The sequence below is a fragment of the Mycobacterium sp. DHQP2018-32-09 genome (assembly GCF_058148405.1).
Window position 1 is genome coordinate 197,233 of the sequence record NZ_JBYVYK010000001.1, and the last position, 21,875, is coordinate 219,107.

The 21,875-nt window shown below is 70.3% G+C and carries 21 protein-coding genes; 10 read left to right on the forward strand and 11 right to left on the reverse strand.

Annotated elements, in window-relative coordinates; genetic code table 11:
- Positions 1–14 precede the first annotated feature (14 nt).
- Positions 15–1,256, reverse strand: coding sequence for an inorganic phosphate transporter (locus AC30CM_RS00885; protein ID WP_490114920.1), 1,242 nt, complete (start codon positions 1,254–1,256; stop codon positions 15–17).
- Between the two features lie 382 nt (positions 1,257–1,638).
- On the opposite strand from AC30CM_RS00885, the gene menE reads away from it, so the two are divergent.
- From menE to AC30CM_RS00910, 5 genes are all read left to right on the forward strand, one after another.
- Complete coding sequence (gene menE / locus AC30CM_RS00890; RefSeq protein WP_490115043.1) at positions 1,639–2,766, forward strand: o-succinylbenzoate--CoA ligase; 1,128 nt, start codon at positions 1,639–1,641, stop codon at positions 2,764–2,766.
- Positions 2,767–2,868: 102 nt separating this feature from the next.
- Positions 2,869–3,483: a pyridoxamine 5'-phosphate oxidase family protein gene (locus tag AC30CM_RS00895; protein WP_490114921.1), complete on the forward strand. Its 615-nt coding sequence runs from the start codon at positions 2,869–2,871 to the stop codon at positions 3,481–3,483.
- Positions 3,484–3,559: 76 nt separating this feature from the next.
- The gene (locus AC30CM_RS00900; protein WP_490114922.1) at positions 3,560–3,715 is read left to right on the forward strand and encodes a hypothetical protein; all 156 of its coding nucleotides are present in this window, start codon (positions 3,560–3,562) and stop codon (positions 3,713–3,715) included.
- 6 nt (positions 3,716–3,721) lie between these two features.
- The gene (locus tag AC30CM_RS00905; RefSeq protein ID WP_490114923.1) at positions 3,722–4,855 is read left to right on the forward strand and encodes an AI-2E family transporter; all 1,134 of its coding nucleotides are present in this window, start codon (positions 3,722–3,724) and stop codon (positions 4,853–4,855) included.
- Between the two features lie 36 nt (positions 4,856–4,891).
- Positions 4,892–6,418 (forward strand): FAD-dependent oxidoreductase, encoded by a 1,527-nt coding sequence (locus AC30CM_RS00910; RefSeq protein WP_490114924.1) that lies wholly within the window; start codon positions 4,892–4,894, stop codon positions 6,416–6,418.
- 6 nt (positions 6,419–6,424) lie between these two features.
- Here AC30CM_RS00910 and AC30CM_RS00915 read toward each other — a convergent pair whose 3' ends face one another.
- A complete protein-coding gene (locus AC30CM_RS00915; RefSeq protein WP_490114925.1) occupies positions 6,425–7,384 on the reverse strand; it encodes an AraC family transcriptional regulator in 960 nt (319 codons plus the stop codon).
- Positions 7,385–7,739: 355 nt separating this feature from the next.
- On the opposite strand from AC30CM_RS00915, the gene AC30CM_RS00920 reads away from it, so the two are divergent.
- From AC30CM_RS00920 to AC30CM_RS00930, 3 genes are all read left to right on the forward strand, one after another.
- Positions 7,740–9,581, forward strand: coding sequence for a CheR family methyltransferase (locus tag AC30CM_RS00920; protein WP_490114926.1), 1,842 nt, complete (start codon positions 7,740–7,742; stop codon positions 9,579–9,581).
- Between the two features lie 108 nt (positions 9,582–9,689).
- Positions 9,690–10,427, forward strand: a complete 738-nt coding sequence (locus AC30CM_RS00925; RefSeq protein WP_490114927.1) for a beta-phosphoglucomutase family hydrolase — start codon at positions 9,690–9,692, stop codon at positions 10,425–10,427.
- Entirely contained in the window at positions 10,424–12,796 is a 2,373-nt protein-coding gene (locus tag AC30CM_RS00930; RefSeq protein WP_490114928.1) for a glycoside hydrolase family 65 protein, read from the forward strand. Before AC30CM_RS00925 ends, AC30CM_RS00930 begins: the two co-directional genes overlap by 4 nt.
- A 78-nt stretch (positions 12,797–12,874) precedes the next feature.
- On the opposite strand, the gene AC30CM_RS00935 is transcribed toward AC30CM_RS00930, so the two are convergent.
- From AC30CM_RS00935 to AC30CM_RS00950, 4 genes are all read right to left on the reverse strand, one after another.
- Positions 12,875–13,525 (reverse strand): PAS and ANTAR domain-containing protein, encoded by a 651-nt coding sequence (locus AC30CM_RS00935; protein ID WP_490114929.1) that lies wholly within the window; start codon positions 13,523–13,525, stop codon positions 12,875–12,877.
- Between the two features lie 107 nt (positions 13,526–13,632).
- Positions 13,633–14,814 carry a zinc-dependent alcohol dehydrogenase gene (locus AC30CM_RS00940; RefSeq protein WP_490114930.1) on the reverse strand — a complete coding sequence of 394 codons (1,182 nt, stop codon included), beginning with the start codon at positions 14,812–14,814 and terminating at the stop codon, positions 13,633–13,635.
- 103 nt (positions 14,815–14,917) lie between these two features.
- Positions 14,918–15,694 carry an endonuclease/exonuclease/phosphatase family protein gene (locus AC30CM_RS00945; protein ID WP_490114931.1) on the reverse strand — a complete coding sequence of 259 codons (777 nt, stop codon included), beginning with the start codon at positions 15,692–15,694 and terminating at the stop codon, positions 14,918–14,920.
- Between the two features lie 95 nt (positions 15,695–15,789).
- Positions 15,790–15,939: a hypothetical protein gene (locus AC30CM_RS00950; protein WP_490114932.1), complete on the reverse strand. Its 150-nt coding sequence runs from the start codon at positions 15,937–15,939 to the stop codon at positions 15,790–15,792.
- A gap of 265 nt (positions 15,940–16,204) precedes the next feature.
- Between AC30CM_RS00950 and AC30CM_RS00955 the strand changes: the two genes are divergently transcribed.
- Complete coding sequence (locus tag AC30CM_RS00955) at positions 16,205–17,014, forward strand: LLM class F420-dependent oxidoreductase (protein ID WP_490114933.1); 810 nt, start codon at positions 16,205–16,207, stop codon at positions 17,012–17,014.
- 76 nt (positions 17,015–17,090) lie between these two features.
- Positions 17,091–18,440 carry a hypothetical protein gene (locus AC30CM_RS00960; RefSeq protein WP_490114934.1) on the forward strand — a complete coding sequence of 450 codons (1,350 nt, stop codon included), beginning with the start codon at positions 17,091–17,093 and terminating at the stop codon, positions 18,438–18,440.
- Here AC30CM_RS00960 and AC30CM_RS00965 read toward each other — a convergent pair.
- Genes AC30CM_RS00965 through AC30CM_RS00985 form a run of 5 tightly spaced genes read right to left on the reverse strand, consistent with a single transcriptional unit; the run spans position 18,354 to position 21,871 of the window.
- Complete coding sequence (locus AC30CM_RS00965; RefSeq protein ID WP_490114935.1) at positions 18,354–18,824, reverse strand: hypothetical protein; 471 nt, start codon at positions 18,822–18,824, stop codon at positions 18,354–18,356. The genes AC30CM_RS00960 and AC30CM_RS00965 overlap by 87 nt on opposite strands.
- Positions 18,821–19,927, reverse strand: a complete 1,107-nt coding sequence (locus AC30CM_RS00970; RefSeq protein WP_490114936.1) for a molybdopterin-dependent oxidoreductase — start codon at positions 19,925–19,927, stop codon at positions 18,821–18,823. Before AC30CM_RS00970 ends, AC30CM_RS00965 begins: the two co-directional genes overlap by 4 nt.
- Positions 19,924–20,553: a methyltransferase domain-containing protein gene (locus tag AC30CM_RS00975; RefSeq protein ID WP_490114937.1), complete on the reverse strand. Its 630-nt coding sequence runs from the start codon at positions 20,551–20,553 to the stop codon at positions 19,924–19,926. Before AC30CM_RS00975 ends, AC30CM_RS00970 begins: the two co-directional genes overlap by 4 nt.
- A complete protein-coding gene (locus AC30CM_RS00980) occupies positions 20,553–21,215 on the reverse strand; it encodes a TIGR04282 family arsenosugar biosynthesis glycosyltransferase (RefSeq protein WP_490114938.1) in 663 nt (220 codons plus the stop codon). The genes AC30CM_RS00975 and AC30CM_RS00980 overlap by 1 nt, the downstream gene beginning before the upstream one ends.
- Positions 21,212–21,871: a glycosyltransferase family 2 protein gene (locus tag AC30CM_RS00985; protein WP_490114939.1), complete on the reverse strand. Its 660-nt coding sequence runs from the start codon at positions 21,869–21,871 to the stop codon at positions 21,212–21,214. Before AC30CM_RS00985 ends, AC30CM_RS00980 begins: the two co-directional genes overlap by 4 nt.
- Between the last annotated feature and the right edge of the window lie 4 nt (positions 21,872–21,875).

Consider the following 21,875-nt stretch of genomic DNA (forward strand, 5'->3'; position numbering starts at 1 on the left):
TCCCTATCTCCCGCTCAGACCGCTGCCGGAGACGTGGGCTCGACGGCGCGCGCGTCGGCGGGCACCACCGAGTTGCTGGCCTCGTCCCAGTCGGCGTTGACGTTGCTGTGATCGACCTTCTGCTGCTGGGCGCGCCAGTACATGTAGCCCGACAGCGCGACCAGGATGACGAAGATGACGCCGTCACCCACCAACTGGTTGCCGCTGACGGTCTTCAGCGCATGTGATAGCCAGTAGGACAGGGCACCCACCAGCGCGGCGGCAGGCAGCGTGATGACCCACGCCGCGGCCATCCGGCCTGCGACGGCCCAGCGCACCTGCGCGCCGGGCTTGCCGACGCCCGAACCGAGGATCGAGCCGGTGGCGACGTGCGTGGTCGACAGCGCCATGCCCGCGGCGCTCGACGACAGGATGATCGCGGCCGAGGAGGCCTCCGCGGCCAGGCCCTGCGGCGACTCGATCTCGACGAGCCCCTTGCCCAGGGTCCGGATGACGCGCCACCCGCCGATGTAGGTGCCCAGGCCGATCGCCAGGGCGCAGGAGGCGATGATCCAGAACGGCAGGCCGTCCTTCTTCACGTCCCCGGTCAGGTGGCCGGTGGTGATGAGCGCGAGCGCGATGACGCCCATGGTCTTCTGCGCGTCGTTGGTGCCGTGCGACAGCGCGACCAGCGAGGCGGTGGCGATCTGGCCCCAGCGGAAGCCCTCTTCGCGACGACGCTTCATGACCTTGCGGGTGATCCGGTAGACCAGCCAGGTGCCGACGGCGGCGACCAGGCCCGCGATGAACGGCGCGGCGAGCGCGGGGATGATGACCTTCTGCAGGACGCCGGACCAGTTGACCCCGGAGAGCCCGAGCGCGGCGAGGCCGGCACCGATCAGACCGCCGAAGAGCGCATGCGACGAGCTGGAGGGGATGCCGAACAGCCAGGTGAGCAGGTTCCACAGGATGCCGCCGATGAGGCCGGCGAAGATGATCGTCAGGCCGGTCGAGGCGTCGATGCCGGTGACCAGCGACCCGGTCTTGGAGTCCTGGATCTTCAGGACCGACGTGGTCACGGTGACGGCCACCTCGACCGAGAGGAACGCGCCGACCAGGTTCAGCACGCCCGCGAGGATGACCGCGGTCTTCGGCTTGAGGGCGCCGGTGGCGATCGAGGTCGCCATCGCGTTACCGGTGTCGTGAAAGCCATTCGTGAAGTCGAATGCCAGTGCTGTTGCTATCAGCAACACCAGGATGATCAGCTCTGCGCTCATGGCGTTGATTCTGAGGGATTCTCAGCGTTTTCGAGAAACGCCCTTCGGCCCTTTTCCAAGTGACGACCAGCAGATATGCAGGGGGTGCGCAATCGTTCATCCACTGTTCATCCGTTCGGCCCGGGCCGTTCGCTTGCGCAGGCGCCACCCGTTGCCCCCCGGTCGCCTGCCGTACGACGATCCGTCGCGCACTAGCATCGTCGCGTGGCCCACCGTCACCGACGGCACCCGGTCCGCGGCCCCAGGGAGCGCAGGAGCATGACGCCGTGAATGCCTTTCTCGCCAAGACCGTCGCGTGGCTCGACGCCCGCCACCCCGACCTCGCCGCCGGCGCGGCGCCCGACACCGGGGGGCTGGCATAGCGCCGCTGCGGGGCGTCGTCATCCCACCGGCGCCCTCGGCCCCCTCCCTCATCGCCGCGCTCGAGGGCGTCCTCGACGGTCGGGAGTCGGCGATCCTGCCGCTGCCCGCCGACGAGCGCGAGGCCGAACACCTCGCGACGACGCTGCGGGTCGACGACGACATCGACGATGACGTCGCCGTGGTGATGTCGACCTCGGGGACCACGGGCGTGCCCAAGGGCGCGATGCTGACCGCGGCGGCGCTGATCGCGAGCGCCGACGCCACCACGGAGCGGCTCGGCGGACCCGGTACCTGGCTGCTGGCGTTGCCCGCACACCACGTCGCGGGACTGCAGGTGGTGGTGCGCAGCATCTTCTCCGGCACCGTGCCGGTGGTGCTCGACCCCGGCTTCGACGCCGCGCTGCTGCCGGCCGCCGTGGACGCCATGGGATCGGGGCGCCGATACGCGTCCCTGGTGGCGGTGCAGCTGGCCAAGGCCCTCGCCGACCCGGCGGCCACGGCGGCCCTCGGCGCGCTGGACGCCGTGCTGGTGGGCGGTGGCCCGCTGCCCCGCGGCATCGGTGAGAAGGCAACCGCCGCAGGCATTCCCGTGGTCCGCACCTACGGCATGAGCGAGACCGCCGGCGGGTGCGTGTACGACGGCGTCGCCCTGCCGGGCGTCCACGTGCGGATCGACGACGGCCGAGTGTGGCTCGGCGGCCCGACCGTGGCCAAGGGCTACCGCAACCCGGTGACACCAGACCCGTTCGCCGAGCCCGGCTGGTTCCGCACCGACGACGTCGGCGCACTCGACGAGTCGGGCGTGCTGCGCATCCTGGGCCGCGTCGACGACGCCGTGAGCACCGGCGGGCTCACCGTGTTGCCGGCGGTGGTGGAGGTCGCCCTGGCCGAGCATCCGGCGATCAGCGAGTGCGCGGTGTTCGGCGTCCCCGACGAGCGGTTGGGTCAGCGCGTCGCCGTCGCGGTGGTACTGGCGGCGGACGCGGTCGCCCCGACGCTCGCCGAGCTGCGTGACCACGTCGCGGCCAGGCTGGACGTCACCGCGGCCCCACGCGAACTGCACGTGGTGGCCGACCTCCCCCGCAAGGGCATCGGCAAGCTCGACCGGCGCCGGCTCACCGAGCGGTTCGGCGCGCGCCTGCGCTGAGGGTCCGCGCGCCTGCGCTGAGGGTCCGCGCGCCTGCGCTGAGGGTCCTAGCGGCGCGCACGGGGCTACCCGGCGCGGGCCACCACGATGCAGGATGGGGCGATGACCCGAGTAGTGACCAGCGTCGAGGAACTGCGTGCCATCGTGGGGCTGCCCCACCCCGCCGTGGCGAACAAGGTGCGCGACCGGTTGTCGGCGGATCAACGGGACTGGCTGGCCCACTCACCGCTGGGCTTCGTGGCCACCACGGATGCGCAGGGGCGGGTCGACGTCTCCCCCAAGGGCGACCCTCCCGGTTTCGTCCACGTCGTCGACGACACCACGATCGCGATCCCGGAGCGCCCCGGCAACAAGCGCGTCGACGGTTTCCTCAACGTCCTGCAGCGGCCTCAGGTGGGCACGGTGTTCGTGATCCCGGGCCGCGGTGACACGCTGCGGATCAACGGGACCGGCCGCATCCTCGCCGACGCCGACTACTTCGACCTGTTGGCCGTGGGCGGCAAACGTCCGATCCTGGCGTTGGAGGTCGACGTGGAGGAGGTGTTCTTTCACTGCGCGAAGGCGTTTCTGCGCTCCGACGCGTGGAAACCCGAGACCTGGGAACCCACCGCGGTGCCGAGCGTCGCGCAGTTGGCCAAGTCCATGAAGCCGGACATGAGCGACGAGCAACTACGGCAGGCCTACAGCGAAGAGAGCATGCGAAAGGTGCTCTACTGAACAGGTTTGGATTTTACGCCACGGGCAATTCGTTCTGCGCGGAACCACGGGGTTCCCTCGACAGATCGGAAGAGCAATGATCGTTCTCGGCGTAATCCTGCTTCTCATCGGCTATTTCACCAGTTTGTCAATTCTGTACACGATTGGCGGCATCCTGGTGATCGTCGGCGTGGTGCTGTGGATCCTGGGCGCCGTCGGCCGCCCGGTGGGTGGACGCAAGGTCTGGTTCTAACCCGTCGTGAATCACGCCGCGCGGCGCGCCGACCATGCGGTGAGCCCGCTGGTCCGCGCCGCGGCGGCGTGGTCATGGCGCCTACTCGTGATCGTCGCTGCGGCCGCGGTCACGTTCGAGATCCTCCGCCGCCTCGGCGTCGTGGTGGTACCGGTGGCCCTGGCCCTGGTGTTCACCGCGCTGCTGCTCCCGGTGGTGGACTTCCTGGACCGCTACGGCGCGGTCCGAGGTGGGGCGGTGGCGTTCGTCATCGTGCTGGGGTTGACCATCCTGACCGGCGTGCTGGCCTTCGTCGTCAACCAATTCATCGACGGTGCACCGCAACTCACCGAAGAGGTGACGCGCAGCATCGACTCCACGCGGGACTGGCTCATCAACGGTCCCGCTCACCTGTCGGCCGAGCAGATCAACCGCGCAGGCGACACCGCCATCGAATCGCTGCGCACCCACCAAACCCAGCTCACCACCGGCGCGCTGTCCACGGCCGGCACCATTGCCGAGATCCTCACCGGCGTGCTGCTGTGCCTGTTCACCGTCATCTTCTTCCTGCTCGGCGGCCGCAGCATCTGGGCATTCGTCACGCGCCTGATCCCCGGCGACCACCGCGAGCGGGTGCGTGAGGCGGGCGCTGCGGGCTTCCACTCCCTCGCCGGATACGCCAGGGCCACGTCACTGGTGGCCCTCGTGGACGCCGTGGCCATCGGCACCGGGCTGGCGATCATGGGCATTCCCCTGGCATTGCCGCTCGCGTCGCTCATCTTCCTCGGCGCCTTCGTCCCCGTGGTGGGCGCCCTGGTCACCGGCTTCCTGGCCGTGGTGGTGGCGTTGCTGGCCAAGGGTTTCGTCTTCGCCGCCATCACGCTGGGCCTGATCGTGGCCGTCATGCAACTGGAAGCGCACGTCCTGCAACCGCTCGTGATGGGGCGGGCCGTGTCGATCCATCCTCTCGCCGTGGTGCTGGGCATCACCGCGGGTACGGTGCTGGCGGGCATCATCGGAGCGCTGCTCGCGGTGCCCGCGATCGCCTTCTTCAACAGCTTCGTCCGAGTACTGGCCGCACCGGATCCCGAGCGCCGCACCGATGCCCTCGCCGTCGAGGACGGCCCCCTCGTGGACGCCGACACCGACGAACCCCACTGACCGTTTAGCCCGGTCCGCGCCGGGTACCGATCGGCCATGACATCTCTGTGGTCGTCCGACCGGGCGCCGTCACGCGAGCAACCCGGACACCTCGAGGCGGTCGACGCCGCCGACGTCGTCGTGGTGGGCGCCGGCATCGTCGGCTTGACGACCGCCGTCCTGCTCGCCCGTGCCGGCAAGCGCGTCGTGGTGGTCGAAGCCCGCCACGTCGGGGCGGGTACGACGGGCAACACCACCGGGAAGGTGAGTCTCCTTCAGGGAAGCAAGCTTTCGCGGGTCTTCGCGCGACACGGCGAGGACCTGACGCGGGACTACGTGGAGGGCAACCGGGAGGGACAGAGCTGGCTGCTCCGCCACTGTGACGCTCACGGCATCTCGGCTCAGCACGAAGACGTCTACAGCTACGCCCAGTCGGCCGACGGGGTCGGCATGGCGCGAGCCGAGCTGGCGGCATGCCGCGCAGCCGGACTCGACGTGAGGTGGGCCGCCGAAGCCGACGTCCCGTTCCCCTTCCACGGCGGGGTGCGCCTGCCCGACCAGGCACAGGTCGATCCCCTGCCCATCCTGAGCAGCCTGGTGGTCGAACTCGAAGGCCACGGGGGCACCCTGATCGAAGGGGCCAGGGTGGTGTCGGTCAGCGGGTTGACACCGCGAGTCACCGTGCGTTCCAGCCGTGGTGACGACACCGGCGAGATCACGATCGCGGCGCAGCACTGCATCCTGGCCACCGGCACGCCGATCCTGGACCGCGGGGCCTTCTTCGCCAGGCTGGAACCCAAGCGCTCGTACTGCATGGCATTCGACGTCCCCGGCGACGTGACGCGCCCCATGTTCCTGTCGGTGGACTCCCCGACGCGATCGGTGCGCTACGCCCCGACACCCCAAGGCGACAAGCTGGTGGTCGGCGGCGCCGGGCACACCGTCGGCCGATCCGCCACGCCGTCCGAGGGGCTCGCCGAACTGCGCAAGTGGGTCGTGCTGCACTACCCCGGTGCGGTGCAGACGCACTTCTGGTCCGCCCAGGACTACTCCCCGGTCGACGAGCTGCCCTACGTCGGACCCATCCTGCCGGGCGCCGACAACGTGCTCGTGGCAACGGGTTTCGACAAGTGGGGCATGACGAACGGGGTCGCTGCCGCCCTCGCACTGTCGGCGCGCATTCTCGGCGGCCGGATGGACTGGGCGCGCGCCTTCGCCACGTGGAATCCACGGGAACTCAAGGGAGCGGCGAAGGCGGCCAAGCTCAACCTCGAGGTGGGGCTGTACCTCGCCAGGGGGTGGGTGACCCCGGCGCTGCACCCCGACGGCGACCTCGCCGACGGCGAGGGCGTGGTCAGCGGGCCACCGTGGCACCTGCGGGCGCGCAGCGTCGTCGACGGCGTCGAGCACGGCAGCTCGCCGGTGTGCCCGCATCTCGGCGGCATCGTCACGTGGAACGACGCGGACGAGGCCTGGGAATGCCCGCTGCACGGTTCCCGGTTCGCGCCCGACGGCGAAGTCCTCGAGGGGCCCGCCACCCGCGGGCTGGCCCATCCCCTGCAGCGGCCCGTACCCGTCGACTGAACCCCGTCAGCGGTTGCGGCGCAGCGTCTCGTGGGGGCTCTCCCCGAAGCACTGGCGGTACGAGACCGCGAAGCGGCCGGTGTGGGCGAACCGCCAGCGCGCCGCGGTCGACGTGACGGTGACGGTGGACCGGTCACCGTCCAGCAGCTCGTCGTAGGCGCGCTGCAACCGTACGCGTCGCAGGTAACCGGTGGGCGTCATGCCCAGGTGCTTCTTGAACACCGCCTGCACCCGCCGGGGCGTCACGTAGACGGCCCCGGCGATCTCGACGACACCGATGTCGCGACCGGCGTTGTCCTCGATGAACTCGATGGCGCGCCGGAGCATCGGGGGCACCGAGTCCGGTACCGCCGGCGTGGCCGGCTGCTCGTCGACGGCATGGGCGAACGTCGCGAGCGTGGCCCCCACCAGCAGCTGTTGCGCGCCCGCCAGCACGTCGGGGTGGTGCAGCGCCGGCGAGGCGAACACGGTGTCCTTGACGAACGTGACGGCCTGCTTCCACCCGTCGGCAGCCGTTCGGTCCACCGGACGGGGGTCGGTGAACCGAACGGCGGCAGTGCCGGCAGGGCACCCGCCGAGCGCCCGAGGGTCGACGGTGACGACGACCAGCCGGCAGTCGACGAGCCTCATCGACACCGGCCCGTCACCGGGACCGGCGACGAGCAGGTCCCCCGGGCTCAGCTCCGCGACATGCCCGGCCACGTCGAACTCCGCGTGGCCGCCGAGCAGCCACACCACGAGGACCCCGGACAACCGCTGCACGACGAACCGCCCCTGTCCGCGCTGGTGCACGTCGTCGATCGCGACGGCACCCCACGCGGCCCGGCGGTGCGCGATTTCCGCGACACCGGCTTCCGACGCTCCGAGGTGGTCGAGGGTGAGGGTGTCACCCCACGCGCGCGCCACGTGTTCCCGCACGTCGACGGGGTCACTGGTCCGGACTTCGGAATGCTCGACTGCCGCCATCAAATGCTCCCGGGCAGGCACGTCGTCACGCGACGGGGCCCGCCCCACCAGCGCCGGGTTCCGGCACGGGCCGCAGGGTACGGGGCGCAGCAATCCTGACTCGCGACATGATCACGGCATGGTCCCACGCAGCACATGGTCGGCGACATCCTCTCGGCGAATTGGGCTAGGCCTCGAAACGAACCCGGAACGAATCCGGAACGAATCCCGGAACGAATCCCGGTACGAACCCCAGAACGAACCCCGAACGAATCCGTGCGTCGCGCACCGGCACCGGTTCGGGGAAGGATGCAGACGAACGCACGGGTCCAAGACGTATGGTCACACGCGTGAGCGGTTGTCTGGACGGAACGGAATGAACGAACAACTCGACGAATCCTTCGAAGCCCTGCTGGAATTCATGCGCGACGCCCGGGGTTTCGACTTCACGGGCTACAAGCGGACGTCGCTGACACGGCGCGTGCGGCGGCGCATGGAGCACGTCGGGGTGGACACCTTCGAGGCGTACCTGGACCTGCTGCAGGCCAGTTCCGACGAGTTCGCGGCACTGTTCAACACGATCTTGATCAACGTCACGTCCTTCTTCCGCGACCCGGAGGCATGGGACTTCATCGCCACAGAGGTCGTCCCGCACCTCGTCGCACCGAAGCCGGGCGACGACACGATCCGCATCTGGAGCGCGGGCTGCGCCTCCGGCCAGGAGGCCTACACCCTGGCGATGCTGCTGGCGGAGGCGTTGGAGCCCGACGAGTTCCGGCGCCGGGTGAAGATCTACGCCACCGACCTCGACGAGGACGCCCTCGCGCAGGCACGGGCCGCGTCCTACGACGGCAAGGCAGTGGAGTCGGTGCCACCGCACCTGCTCGAGCGCTACTTCGACCACATCGGCAACCGCTACGTGTTCAACAAGGACCTGCGGCGGGCGGTGATCTTCGGCCGCAACGACCTGGTGCGCGATGCCCCGATCTCCCGGGTGGCACTGCTGGTGTGCCGCAACACCCTGATGTACCTGAACGCCGAGACGCAGCGCACCGTGCTGTCCCGGCTGCACTTCGCCCTGGCGCCCGCCGGGGTGCTGCTGCTCGGGCACGCCGAGATGCTGCTGAGCCACGCCGACAAATTCACGCCCCTGGAGCTGGGCCACCGCATCTTCATGCGGGCCGCGGGGTCACGCAGCGAACTGGACCGCGTCGAGGTGCCGAATCGCCAACTGGAGCGGGTGGGCAGCCTGGCCGGGTTGGCGCCGGTGCGCGAACTGGCCTTCCGGGCGAGCCCCGTCGCGCAACTGGTGGTCACCGGCGACGACACCGTGGCGATGATCAACCAGCAGGCCGAGTCGACGTTCGACCTGTCCGCCCGCGACATCGGCAGGCTGCTGCGCGACCTCGAGATCTCCTATCGCCCCGTGGAATTGCGGGCCTACGTCGAGCAGGCGAAGGTGGAGCGCCGGGCGGCACGCATCCCCGAAGTCAGCTGGGCCCGCGAGGGCACCGAGACCATTTGGTTCGAGATCCACGTCAATCCCCTGGTGGACGCCGAGAACGGGTTGGTCGGCGTGTCGATCGTGTTCTTCGACGTCACCGCCAACCGCAAGCTGGTGGAGCAGGTGGTGCAGACCAACACCCAGCTCGAGGCGGCCTACGAGGAGTTGCAGTCCACCAACGAGGAACTCGAGACCACCAACGAGGAACTGCAGTCCACGGTCGAGGAACTCGAGACCACCAACGAGGAACTGCAGTCCACCAACGAAGAACTCGAGACCATGAACGAGGAGTTGCAGTCCACCAACGACGAACTGCACACCATCAATGACACGCTGCGCGAACGCACCGGCGAACTCGACCACGCCACGACGTTCCTCAACTCGCTGGTGAACTCCATCAGCCTGGGAATGGTGGTCGTGGACCGGGAGATGCGGGTGGTGTCCTGGAACCAGGGCAGCGAGGAACTGTGGGGGCTGCGTGCTGACGAGACCACCGGCGTCGTGCTGACGACGCTGGACTTCGGGCTGCCGATGGATACCGTGAAGCCGCTCATCGGCAACGCGTTCGTCGACCCCGAGGCCACCGGCGAGGTGACGGTGCCCGCCGTGAACCGCCGCGGCAGGCACGTCGACGTGCGGGTCAGATGTTCGTCGTTCCGGTCGGTCGGGGGCAGCGTCAACGGTGCCCTGCTGCTCGTGGAGCCGGTGGCGTAGCAGTAACCCGCCGTCAGCGAGCGCCGAGCCGTCGCATCCCGTCCGCCTGCGGTCAGACGTGGTGCGGGACACGGGAGGCGATGCCGACGAAATGGGTACCCGCGAGCCGTGACCTTCGGCCTACCTGACGGCGTACACGCCTGCCTCTTCGACCTCGACGGCGTCCTGACCGACACCGCAAGCGTGCACAAACGCGCCTGGAAGCAGATGTTCGACGACTTCCTGCGGAGCCGTGACGGAGAGTCGTTCACGCCCTTCGACGTCGATTCCGACTACCTGTCCTACGTCGACGGCAAGACGCGCCAGGACGGAGTTCGGTCCTTCCTGTCCAGCCGCGGCATCACCCTGCCCGAGGGCAGCGCCGACGACGGGCCGGACGCCGACACCGTCCAGGGCCTCGGCACCCGCAAGAACGACGCCTTCCTGAAGACCCTGCACACCGACGGCGTCGCGGTGTTCGACGGCTCGCGGCGGTACCTGGAGGCCGTCAGCGAGGCGGGACTGCGCATCGCGGTGGTGTCCTCGTCGGCGAACACCCGCGAGGTGCTCGAGATCACCGGCCTCGCCCACTTCGTCGAGGTGCGCGTGGACGGGGTCACGCTGCGCGAGGCCGGGATCGCCGGCAAGCCCGCGCCGGACTCCTACCTCGAGGCCGCCCGCCGCCTGCACGTCGATCCGGCCGAGGCGGCCGTGTTCGAGGACGCGCTGTCGGGCGTCGAGGCCGGCCGGGCCGGGCACTTCGGCGCGGTCGTGGGCGTCGACCGCGTCGGCCAGCGCGACGAGTTGCTCGCGCACGGTGCCGACGTGGTGGTCACCGATCTCGTGCAGCTGCTGGCGGCTCGATGAGCGACCAGCACGCCACGAGCGAGCAGGCCTTTCCCGTCGAACCGTGGCACGTGCGCGAGACGTCGCTCGACCTGGATCGCCTCGCCCAGGTCGAGTCGGTGTTCGCACTGTCCAACGGCCACATCGGTTTTCGCGGCAACCTCGACGAGGGTGAACCGCACGGTCTGCCGGGGACGTACCTGAACTCGTTCTTCGAACTGCGGCCGCTGCCGTATGCCGAGGCCGGGTTCGGCTACCCCGAGGAGGGCCAGACCGTCGTCGACGTCACCAACGGCAAGATCATCCGGCTGCTGGTCGACGACGAACCCTTCGACGTGCGCTACGGCGACCTGGAGCATCACGAGCGGGTCCTCGACATGCGGGCCGGAACGCTGACGCGTGAGGTGACGTGGCGCTCCCCCGCGGGCCGCCGGGTGGGACTCACCACGACGCGCCTGGTCTCACTGGCGCAGCGCGGGGTGGCGGCCATCGAGTACGTGGTGGAGGCGCTCGACGAGTTCACCAGGGTGACCGTGCAGTCGGAACTGGTGGCCAACGAGGATCAGCCGCAGACGTCCAACGATCCGCGCGCCGCGGCCATCCTGGCGCATCCCCTGCAGGCGGTGTCCCACGACTCCGAGGAGCACAGCGCCGTCCTGGTCCACCGCACCGCCCACAGCGAGCTGACCATGGCCGCGGCCATGGACCACGAGGTCGACGTGCCGGGCCGGGTCGAGGTGTCCACGGACGCGGGCGAGGACCTGGCCCGCACCACCATCATCTGCGGGCTGCGGCCCGGCCAGAAGCTGCGGGTGGTCAAGTACCTGGCCTACGGCTGGTCGAGCCTGCGGTCGCGGCCGGCCCTGCGAGACCAGGTGGCCGCGGCGCTGGCGGGTGCGCGCTACACCGGGTGGCAGGGTCTCGTCGACGCCCAGCGGGCCTACCTCGACGACTTCTGGGACTCGGCCGACGTCGAGGTGGAGGGCGACGCCGAGTGCCAGCAGGCGGTGCGCTTCGGGCTCTTTCACGTGCTGCAGGCCAGTGCCCGCGCGGAGCGCCGCGCCATCCCCGGCAAGGGACTCACCGGCACGGGATACGACGGGCACGCGTTCTGGGACACCGAGGGCTTCGTGCTGCCCCTGCTCACCTACACCCACCCCACGGCGGCTGCGGACGCCCTACGCTGGCGGGCCTCGACGCTGGACCTGGCCAAACAGCGTGCTGCCGAACTGGATCTGGCGGGCGCCGCCTTCCCGTGGCGCACCATCCGAGGGCAGGAGTGCTCGGCCTACTGGCCTGCAGGCACGGCGGCCTGGCACGTCAACGCCGTGATCGCGATGGCGGTGGAGCGCTACCGGGTGGTCACCGGCGATCATTCGATCGAGGCCGAGTGCGGCCTGGAGGTGCTGATCGGCACCGCGCGACTCTGGGCGTCGCTGGGCCACCACGACCGCCACGGCGTCTGGCATCTGGACGGCGTGACCGGACCCGACGAGTACACGGCCGTGGTCCGCGACAACGTGTTCACCAATCTGATGGCCGCACACAACCTCCGGATCGCCGCCGCCGCGTGCGAACGCGATCCGCAACGCGCCCGCGACCTCGGGGTGGACACCGAGGAGATGGCGGCATGGCGCAACGCCGCCGACGCCGTGCACGTCCCCGTCGACGAGGGTCTGGGCGTGCACCAGCAGCACGACGGCTTCACGACGCTGCGCGAGTGGGACTTCGACGACAACACCGCCTATCCGCTGCTGATGCACGAACCCTACGTGCGGCTGTATTCGGCGCAGGTCATCAAGCAGGCCGATCTGGTGCTGGCCATGCACTGGCTGGGGCACGCCTTCACCGACGACGAGAAGGCCCGCAACGTCGACTATTACGAGCGGCGGACGGTGCGCGACTCGTCGCTGTCCGCATGCACCCAGGCCGTGATGTGCGCCGAGGTCGGCCACCTCGAACTCGCCCACGAGTACACCTACGAGGCCGCGATGATCGATCTGCGCGACCTGCACCACAACACCGGCGACGGTCTGCACATGGCGTCGCTGGCGGGGGCGTGGACCGCGCTGGTCGCCGGCTTCGGTGGTCTCCGCGACGGCGAGGACGTCCTGGCGTTCGACCCGATGCTGCCCGACGGCATCTCGCGGCTCCGATTCCGACTGTGCTGGCACGGTTTCCGCGTGACCGTGGACATCGACCACGCGGAGGTGACCTACACGCTGCGCGACGGTCCGGACGGCCGGCTGACCATCAGACACGCCGGGAAGGACGTCGAGATCACCACCCGGGAACCGACGACGGAGCCGGTGCGGGAACGCATCCCGCTGCTACCCGCACCGCAGCCGCCGCCGGGCAGGCGACCGCTGCGGCGCAAGCGCGTCGAGTGAGGGCGGGCGCCGGTGACGCCGCACGCGTGGCCGTGAGCCGGTCTTCTCCTCCGGTCGGCGCGGCATCCGCCGCTCCCCTCAGCCCGGTGCCGGCGGCTCCGGCCCCGGACGTTCGTGCGCGGTGAGCAGCACGTGATCGACGTACTCGCGGACCGCGGGCGTCACCGGTCGCATGACGAGTTCGTCCACGAATTTCGTTGCGATGTCTCGTAGCTTGACGTTCGTCTGCTGGGAACGCCAGCGGAGCACTTCGAAGCCGCGCTCGGCCGACACGCCGTAGGTCATGCGAATGATGCCGATGGCCTGATTGATGACGGCTCGTCGCTCCTCGACCTCGGCCACCATCTTGCTGATCGATCGCTGCACGTCGACGGACAGCGTTTCGGTGGCATCGACGTAGAACCCGCTGGTGCCGATGACGGCACCCGAGTCGTCGGTCAACTGGTCGCCGACCACGACGACGGTGCGCTCGCGTCCCGAGGTGTCGATGATCCGGTGCCGGCTGCTGAACGGCGCGCGGCGCGCCAGGACTCCGTCGATGATCGCCGAGACCGCGTCCTTGTCCTCGGGATGCTTGTGCGAAAGGATGAGTTCGGTTGTCGGCGTGACCGTTCCGGGTTCGTATCCATGCATCCGAGCCACCGCGTCGGACCACTCCCAGCGCTGCGTGGCAAACAGATAGCGAAAGCTGCCCACGTTCTCGGAACCGTCGACCGTGTCGTCGTTCACGGTCGGAAGGATTGCACATCGCCACCCGCTGCGCTGCCAACTACGGTGAACGCGTGATGGCTCATCCCGGCGAGAAGGTGCGGCGTCGGCACACAACGAATCGCCCGTCAGGGCTTGAGGATCACCTTCACGGCGCCGTCCTGCTTCTTCTGGAAGATGTCGTACGCGTGTGGCGCCTGCTCCAACGGCAGTTCGTGCGTCGCGAACGAGTCGACGCCCAGAGGGTCGTCGTCGCCGAGCAGCGGCATGATGTCGTCGACCCATCGCTTGACGTTGGCCTGCCCCATCCGCAGCCGAATCTGCTTGTCGAACAACGTCAGCATCGGCAGCGGGTCGGCCATGCCGCCGTAGACGCCGATCAGCGAGATCGTGCCGCCACGGCGCACGACGTCGATCGCCGAGAGCAGGGCATCGAGCCGGTCGACGCCCGCCTTCTGCATCATGGGCTTGGCGATCGCATCCGGCAGCACCGAGGTGAGCTGCTGGGCCGCCTTGGCCACCGGCGACCCGTGGGCCTCCATGCCGACGGCGTCGATCACCGAATCCGTGCCGCGGCCATCGGTCTTGGCGCGGATGACCTCGCCCAGGTCCTTGCCGACGTCGCGCAGATCCAGTGTCTCGATGCCGCGCGCAGCGGCACGTGCCAGCCGTTCGGGCACCCGGTCGACGGCGATCACGCGATGCCCCAGGTGCTGGGCGATGCGTGCGGCCATGTCACCGATGGGTCCCAGGCCCAGCACCGTCACCGAGCCGCCGTCGGGGATGTCGGCGTAGTCGACGGACTGCCATGCGGTGGGCAGCACGTCGGACAGGTAGACGTAACGCGAATCGGGCGGGCCGACGGGCACCTTGACGTGGGTGAACTGCGCCTGCGGCACGCGCAGGTACTGCGCCTGCCCGCCGGGCACCGAGCCATACAGTTCGGAGTAGCCGAACAGCGCCGCGCCCATGCCCTGATCCCGCACCTGGGTGGTCTCGCACTGGGTGTAGAGGGCGTGGTCGCACATGAAGCAACTGCCGCAGGAGATCTGGAACGGCACCACGATGCGGTCACCCACGCGCAGGTCACCGGTGTCCGGTCCGGTCTCCACGACGACACCCATCGGCTCGTGACCCAGGATGTCGCCGGGCGTCATGAAGGCCCCGAGCACCTCGTACAGGTGCAGGTCGGACCCGCAGATGTTGGTCGACGTCACCTCGATGATCGCGTCGTTGGGCCGTTCGATCGTGGGGTCCGGCACCTCCTCGACCCTGACGTCGCGCTTGCCGTGCCAGGTGACTGCCTTCATCGCGGGATTCCCTTCGCGGGGTTCGGTGAACTGGTGGTGCGGGCAGCGCTACCCCCTGAACGCGGTGCTGACACGCGCGGCTGCCGACATCCTGAGCCCCGGGTCAGCGCACGGACGACGCCGACGCCACCTCGACCACCAGCGGCCGGTGATCGGAGATGGCCATCACCGGTGCGTCCACCGCGCCGGCGACCAGCCCGGGATGATCGGTGAGCACGTGGTCGAGCTGGCGTTTCGGCGCGTCAGCGGGGAACGTGGGCGCCGTCGCCAATGGACGCAACCGCGACCAGCGCGCCGCGACGGTGGGCCTCATGTTCAGGTCACCGACGAGCACGTGCGGGCCCGGCAGGCCCCGCAGGTCGCGCACCATGCGGCGCAGCTGCAACCGATTCCAGCCAGGCACGAACGACAGGTGGGTGTTGGCGACGGTCAGCGGCCCGAGCGGCGTGTCGAAACACCCGATCACCGCGGCGCGCGGTTCCTCGTCGACCATGACGACCCGATTCGGACCGGGCAGGAAGAGCGGGAAGCGGAACGGGATTCGGGGCAGCCGCAGCACCTGCCACGACGACGCCGGGTGCCGCGACAGCAGCGCGATGCCGTACGCCGCGCCCGTGGGGTGGTCCTCGCCCGTCGCGGCCACCCACGTGGCGCCGGGGGTTCCGGACACCGCGGCCACGAACCGGTGGCTCACCGCACCCATGGCGTCGGCCGCCACCGCCGTCAGGTCCACCCGCCCCGAACGCTCCTGATCGAAGTCCACCTCCTGCAGCGCCAGCACGTCGGGATCGAGGCCCCGCACGCTCGCCCACAGGCGATCGGCGTCGACGTCGCCGCCGACCGTTCTGCCGTGCAGGATGTTGAACGTCGCCAGCCGCATGGGCTACCTCATACCCACGACGTGCGCATCGGGACACGAGGGCCGAGATGGCCTGCGGGGGCGCTCCGGCAACGCCGTTGGAGTGCTTCGGTTCCTCACCGACCGGCTGGGTATCTCGGGTTCGCGGTGACGGTCTTGTAGGCTCCCGGACACAGTGCCAGCACCGCGGCGTGACCGGTGTGCGGCGCCGCGTCGGGATAACCGGCCCGGACGAACGACGAGAACCGTCGCAACAGCTTGATCATCGGACTCCCCTTCGGGACGACAGGTCGGCCGACCTGGACAGACACCGCAGTTACCCCGATCACGGGTGTCCAAAACGTGAACATCGGGTGTACGGCTGGGTGTACGGCCGGGTGTACGGCTGGATGTACGGCCCCCCGCTTCGCCGGGAGGCCCGCCGCCGTCGCGCACCGAAGGATCACTTCGACTCGCCGCGATCAGGAATACCCGGCCGCCGCGCACGCTTGCCCCTCGGGAGGACCGTTCGACCACACCCGAGGAGCCTGCATGAGCCGACCCGTCCGCATCGCCGTCCAGATCCAGCCGGGCGGCACACCCGACTACCGGACGTGGCGCGACGCCGTCGTCGCCGCCGACGACCTGGGCGTCGACGTCGTCTTCGGCTACGACCACTTCCACCGCCCGGCCATGGAAGCGCTCGTCGACGGCAAGCCCGTCATGGCCGAGGAACAGCCCGACGTCAACAACTTCGAGGGCTGGACCGCGCTGGCCACCTGGGGCGAGATCACCTCGCACGCCGAGATCGGCCTCCTGGTCACCGGTATCGGCTACCGCAACCCCGACCTGCTCGCCGACATGGCCCGCACCGTCGACCACGTCAGCGGAGGGCGGCTGATCCTGGGGCTCGGCGCCGGCTGGTACGAGAAGGACTACACCACCTACGGCTACGAGTTCGGCACCTTCGCCACCCGCTTCGACCTGTTCGACGAGGGCCTGGTCCGCATCGAGAGGCGACTGGCCGCCCTGGTCCCGCCGCCCCTGCGCACCATCCCGATCCTGATCGGCGGCACCGGACCGAAGCGCTCCCTGCCCGCGGTCGCCAGGCACGCCGACATCTGGCATGCGTTCGCCGAACTGGACTCGTTCCGGGCGGCCAGCCAGCGCGTCGACGAACTCGCCGCCGGTTTCGGCCGCGACGGCGCCGACATCGAGCGGTCCACCCTGTGGGGCGACCCCGCGAACGGCGACGCCTTCCGCGACGCCGGGGTCACGCTGTTCCAGCTGGAACTCACCGCCGACGACGGCTACGACCTGACGCAACTGCGCGACGCCATCCGGTGGCGCGACCGGAACTGAACCCCGCCGCACGTCACGGGATCGTCAGCGGGGCGTTCCCAGGCAACTCCAGCACCGCCGCATAGGGTGGACAGGCGTGAAGTCCGCCCGCCGCGAAGTGTTCGCCGTGACGTTGGCACTGCTCCTGGTGGTGGCAGCGTTCGTCGTGCCCCACCTGAACCTGGGCATCGTCACGCCGCTCATCAACGCCACGCCCCAGCGTTTCCGCGACTTCGCCGACACCGCGCCGATCTTCGGCTGGTGGGATGCCCACGTCGGGTGGGGCACCGTGCCCGCCATCCTGATCGGGGCCGCCACCATCCTCGCCGGCCACGCGGTGGCCGCGCGGCTCCCCTGGCGATACCTGCCGTGGGTGACGTGGGCCGTCTCGGCCGGCTGGGCCTTCTCGCTGGCCATGATCGACGGCTGGCAACTCGGCTTCGCGGGCCGGCTCACCGCGCGGCACGAATACCTGCGTCAGGTCCCCACCATCACCGACGTCGGCGAAACCGTCCGCACCTTCTCCTCGCGCATCCTCGACTTCCAGCCGGATTCCTGGATCACCCACGTCTCGGGACACCCGCCGGGCGCCCTGCTGACGTTCGTCTGGTTGGACCGCATCGGGCTGGGCGGAGGCGCGTGGGCCGGGCTGCTGTGCCTCGCCGTGGGCTCGAGCGCGGCGGCGGCCATCGTCGTCACGGTCCGGGCACTGTCCGACGAGACGACGGCACGGATGGCCGCACCCTTCCTCGCCGTCGCCCCCACCGCCATCTGGATAGCCGTGTCCGCCGACGGCTACTTCGCCGGCGTGGCGGCCTGGGGCATCACGCTGCTGGCCCTGGCCGTCACCGGGCGCCGACCCCTGCTCGCCGGCGTCGGCGCGGGCCTGCTGCTGGGCTGGGTGATCTTCCTGAACTACGGCGCCGGCCTCATGGCCGTACCCGCCCTCGCGGTCCTGCTGTCGGCGTCGTCCGTGCGCGCTGCGATCCGCGCGCTGCTCCCGGCCGTCGTCGCTGCGCTGGCCGTCGTCGCGATCTTCGCGGCCGCCGGCTTCTGGTGGTTCGACGGCTACCACCTGGTGCAGGAACGCTACTGGCAGGGCATCGCTCTGGACCGGCCCTTCCAGTACTGGGTGTGGGGCAACCTGGCCGCGGTGGTGTGCGCGATCGGCCTGGGCACGGTGGCCGGTCTGGCCCACCTGTTCGACGTCGCCGCGTTCCGCAGGCGCAGCGGCCTGCACCTGGTGCTCGCGGGGGCCATCCTGGCCATGCTGTGCGCGGACCTGTCGATGCTCAGCAAGGCGGAGGTGGAGCGCATCTGGCTCCCGTTCACCGTGTGGCTGCCCGCCGCAGGCGCCCTGCTACCCCGACGGTGGGCCCGGTGGTGGCTGGCCCTCAACGTCGTGGGCGCGGTGGCGCTCAACAGCTTCATCCTGACGAACTGGTGACCGCCTGACCATAAGGCAGTAGACCGGCACGCACGCCCACACGACGGCCACGGCCACCCAGAAGCCCAGCGGATAGTCGCGATCCAGCACCGTCGGGTTGTCCGCGTGCGCGCCGGGGCGGGCGTAGACCGGGATGGCCAGCAGCGCCAGCACCACCGTGCACAGACCGGCCACCGCGACCGGCGGCCACCACCGGCCCGGGACGAGGCGCCGGCCCGCGAGCCCGAAGGCCGCGCACGCCGGCGCGAACACCAGGTCGTGGATCACGGCTCCGGCCACGGCCCACACGACGATGCGGACGAGCACCGGCGTCGGCATCTCGAGCAGCAGGACCACGCCATAGCCGGCGACGGCGAGGCCGACCGCCACCAGCAGTGCCCTCACGACAGCACCTCGATCACGGACAGCCATTTCGTCTGCAGCACCCCGGGCCGCGACGGCGCGATGAGCCGGCACGGATAGCCGTGGTCGAGATCGAGCACCTGGCCGTTGACGCGCAGCGCGACGAGCGTGTGGTCGTCGCGGGCATGCCGCGCGGGCAGCACCGTCCGCGAGTACGGACCCGGCGGCTCCAGCGACACCATCCGCACGTCGGCGTTCGGGTCACCGCCCACGGCGCGGATCAGGTCCGCCAGCACCACGCCGGTCCACTCCGCATTGGCGCTCCAGCCCTCCACGCACGCGATCGGCAGCGTGCGCGTGGCCTGAGGCAGCCGTCCGAGGTCCTCGACGCCGAACTGCCGCCGCACCGTGCCGTTGACCACGGTCAGCCGGTAGTCCGGGGCCCGCGCGCTGCGCAGCACGCCGGCGGCCGCCGCGGAGCGGTTGACCGGAACCCCTTGCGGTCCTTCCCCGGAACGCGGCGCCAGCACCGCGACGTGCCGCAGCCACGGCACCGTCTGCCCCACCGTGACCAACGTCGCGAGACCCGCCGCGACGGCCGTCCCCGCCAACACCGTGCGACGCGTCGGCCCAACCGTCCCGCCCCCGGCGACGTCGTCTGCCGGTTCGCCCAGCGCCGCCCGGATCACCGGCAGCTTCACCCCGACGTGCACCACCACGGCCCCGAACGCCACCCACGCCATCGCGTAATGGCTGGTGGTGAAGAAGAACCGAAAGGCGTACCACTGCGCCAGGTTCATCAACCCCGTGGACAGCTGGAAGATCATCGCGGCCACGAGCACCAGGATGGACGCCCGCTCCAGCATCCGGACCGGTCCGCCGAAGACCGGGCGCGCGAACAGCTTCGGCCACACCGACCACAGTTTGACTACGAGCAGCGGGATGGCCGCGATGCCGGTGGCCACGTGCACGCCCTGGGTCACCCGGTACAGCCACACCGGCCGGGTCGGCCAGGAGAACCACGGCTGCGGATGCTGAATGAGATGGCTCAGCAGGCCGGTGACGAAACACACCGCCACCGCCACGCCCAGCCAGACGCCGACCCGCGCGGTGACGGCCACCCCGCGCAGGGCCGACGGCTTCATGCCGCGGCCAGCGTCGCCAAGATCCGGTTGCCGATGGGGTGCACCGCGGTGACGGCCAGACCCACCTCGTCGGCGATCGCCCGGGCGCCGTCGACACCCACGGTCGCCCAGCGGAACCACGGCCCGACGGTGCGGGCGGACTCCAGGCGCACCCAGCGCACCACGACGCCGTCGGTGGCGGCGTCGAACTCCGTCACGCACCGGCCGCCGGCGCGCAACAGCTCGGCCGCCCTGGCCAACACGCGACGCGGATCCCCCGAGATGCCGACGTTCCCGTCGGCCAGCAGGACGGTACCCCACCGCCCGGTGCCGGGCAGCGGCTCGAACAGGTCGCGGCGCAAGGCCGGCGCTCCGCGTTCGCGGGCCATGCTGACCGCGGTTTCCGACTGGTCGACACCCAACGCCGGAATGCCCCGCCGGACCAGGTCGGCCACCAAACGTCCCGGGCCACAGCCCAAGTCGAGCGTCGGACCGTGACACAGGTCCAGCACCGCCCGGTCGAACGAGTGGTCACCACGGCGCCGCCCCAGCCAACTGCGGACCGCGAGGCCGTGCACGCTGCCGTCCTCGTAACGGATCCAACATCGCTCGCCGGTGAGCGCGCGGTCGTACAGGTTGCCGAACATCAGCGTCGCACCGCCAATCGGGCCAGGTGGGTGAGCTTCCCGCACTCCTGCATCACCACGTCGAGGTCGTCGACGGTGTCGATGTCGGACAGTTCGTTGACCAGGGTCACGGACAACCCCTGACACTCGAGCGCCTCCCTGGTGCGAATTCCGGTGTCGGGGCGCGACATCGGCACGTCGACCAGGCAACGGGCCGCGGCCGGATCGTGCAACCCCAAGACCCACCACCCACCGTCGCGCGCCATGCCCAGGATCGCGTCGCCGGCCGCCAGCGCCCGGGCACACCCCACCAGCAACGACCCCGTGACCTGTGGGGTGTCCATGCCGATCTGCACCACCGGCAGACCGAACGCCGCGGCGTCGGCGTGCGCGTTGGCCAGCCGGTCGCCGAAGTCCTCACCGCGCTGGGCCACCACGTCGAAATCGGCCAGCCGCGACCGAATCTCGGCGCTGCGGCGAGCCGCCGCCAAGTCTCCGGTGAGCGCGACCACGCGCCGCGCGGTGCCCGCCTCCACGGCCGCATCGAGGGTGTCGAGCAGAGCCGCGGCCGCCACGTCGGCGGCGGCCTCGGCTCCCAGCCCCGCCGCCAACCGCGTCTTCGCGAAACCCGGAACCGGTGCCTTCGCCACCACCAACACGGTGGCCGCCACGGGGCCGCTCACGAGATCACCCGCCAAAAGTCCAGCGCGGCATGAACACTGCCGCGCACCGAACCACTCACCTTCGATCGTCCCCCTGCCCGCGCGCCGTAGACCACGTCACGCTCCCACACCTGCCAGCCCGCCGAGGCGGCACGCACCAGCAATTCCAACGGATATCCGGATCGCCTGTCGGTGATGCCCAACGCGAGCACCGCATCCCGGCGGGCCACGCGCATCGGCGCGATGTCGTGCACGCTCAAGCCGTGCCGTTGTCGCAGCCGCCAGCACACCGCCGCGGTGCCGAGACGCGCGTGCCAGGGCCACCGCACCCCGGCGGCCGCCCGGCGCCGACCGACCGCCATGTCCGCCCCCCGATCCACGTCGGCCACCAGCCCGGGCAGGTCCGCGGGGTCCAGCGAACCGTCGGCGTCGATGACCGCCACCAGCTCGGTTTCGGCCGCCGCGATGCCGGCGTGCACCGCCGAGCCGTATCCGGGCCGCGATTCCGCGACCACTCGGGCGCCGTGACGACGGGCCACGTCGGCGGTGCCGTCGGTGCTGTTGTTGTCGACGACCAGCGGCACGTACCCGCTGGGAATGGCAGCCAGTACCCCCGGTAGTGCCTCGGCTTCGTTCATGCACGGCAGCACCACCGTGACCCGCTCGCCCACGGCCACCAGT

Excerpts from the sequence above, each read along its gene's own strand:
- AC30CM_RS00895 (WP_490114921.1), top strand. The coding sequence starts at position 2,869 with ATGACCCGAGTAGTGACCAGCGTCGAGGAACTGCGTGCCATCGTGGGG.
- AC30CM_RS00955 (WP_490114933.1), top strand. The coding sequence starts at position 16,205 with ATGAGCCGACCCGTCCGCATCGCCGTCCAGATCCAGCCGGGCGGCACA.
- AC30CM_RS00970 (WP_490114936.1), bottom strand. The coding sequence starts at position 19,927 with ATGAAGCCGTCGGCCCTGCGCGGGGTGGCCGTCACCGCGCGGGTCGGC.
- AC30CM_RS00885 (WP_490114920.1), bottom strand. The coding sequence starts at position 1,256 with ATGAGCGCAGAGCTGATCATCCTGGTGTTGCTGATAGCAACAGCACTG.
- AC30CM_RS00945 (WP_490114931.1), bottom strand. The coding sequence starts at position 15,694 with ATGCGGCTGGCGACGTTCAACATCCTGCACGGCAGAACGGTCGGCGGC.
- AC30CM_RS00900 (WP_490114922.1), top strand. The coding sequence starts at position 3,560 with ATGATCGTTCTCGGCGTAATCCTGCTTCTCATCGGCTATTTCACCAGT.
- AC30CM_RS00915 (WP_490114925.1), bottom strand. The coding sequence starts at position 7,384 with ATGGCGGCAGTCGAGCATTCCGAAGTCCGGACCAGTGACCCCGTCGAC.
- AC30CM_RS00910 (WP_490114924.1), top strand. The coding sequence starts at position 4,892 with ATGACATCTCTGTGGTCGTCCGACCGGGCGCCGTCACGCGAGCAACCC.
- AC30CM_RS00930 (WP_490114928.1), top strand. The coding sequence starts at position 10,424 with ATGAGCGACCAGCACGCCACGAGCGAGCAGGCCTTTCCCGTCGAACCG.
- AC30CM_RS00920 (WP_490114926.1), top strand. The coding sequence starts at position 7,740 with ATGAACGAACAACTCGACGAATCCTTCGAAGCCCTGCTGGAATTCATG.
- AC30CM_RS00975 (WP_490114937.1), bottom strand. The coding sequence starts at position 20,553 with ATGTTCGGCAACCTGTACGACCGCGCGCTCACCGGCGAGCGATGTTGG.
- AC30CM_RS00940 (WP_490114930.1), bottom strand. The coding sequence starts at position 14,814 with ATGAAGGCAGTCACCTGGCACGGCAAGCGCGACGTCAGGGTCGAGGAG.
- AC30CM_RS00950 (WP_490114932.1), bottom strand. The coding sequence starts at position 15,939 with ATGATCAAGCTGTTGCGACGGTTCTCGTCGTTCGTCCGGGCCGGTTAT.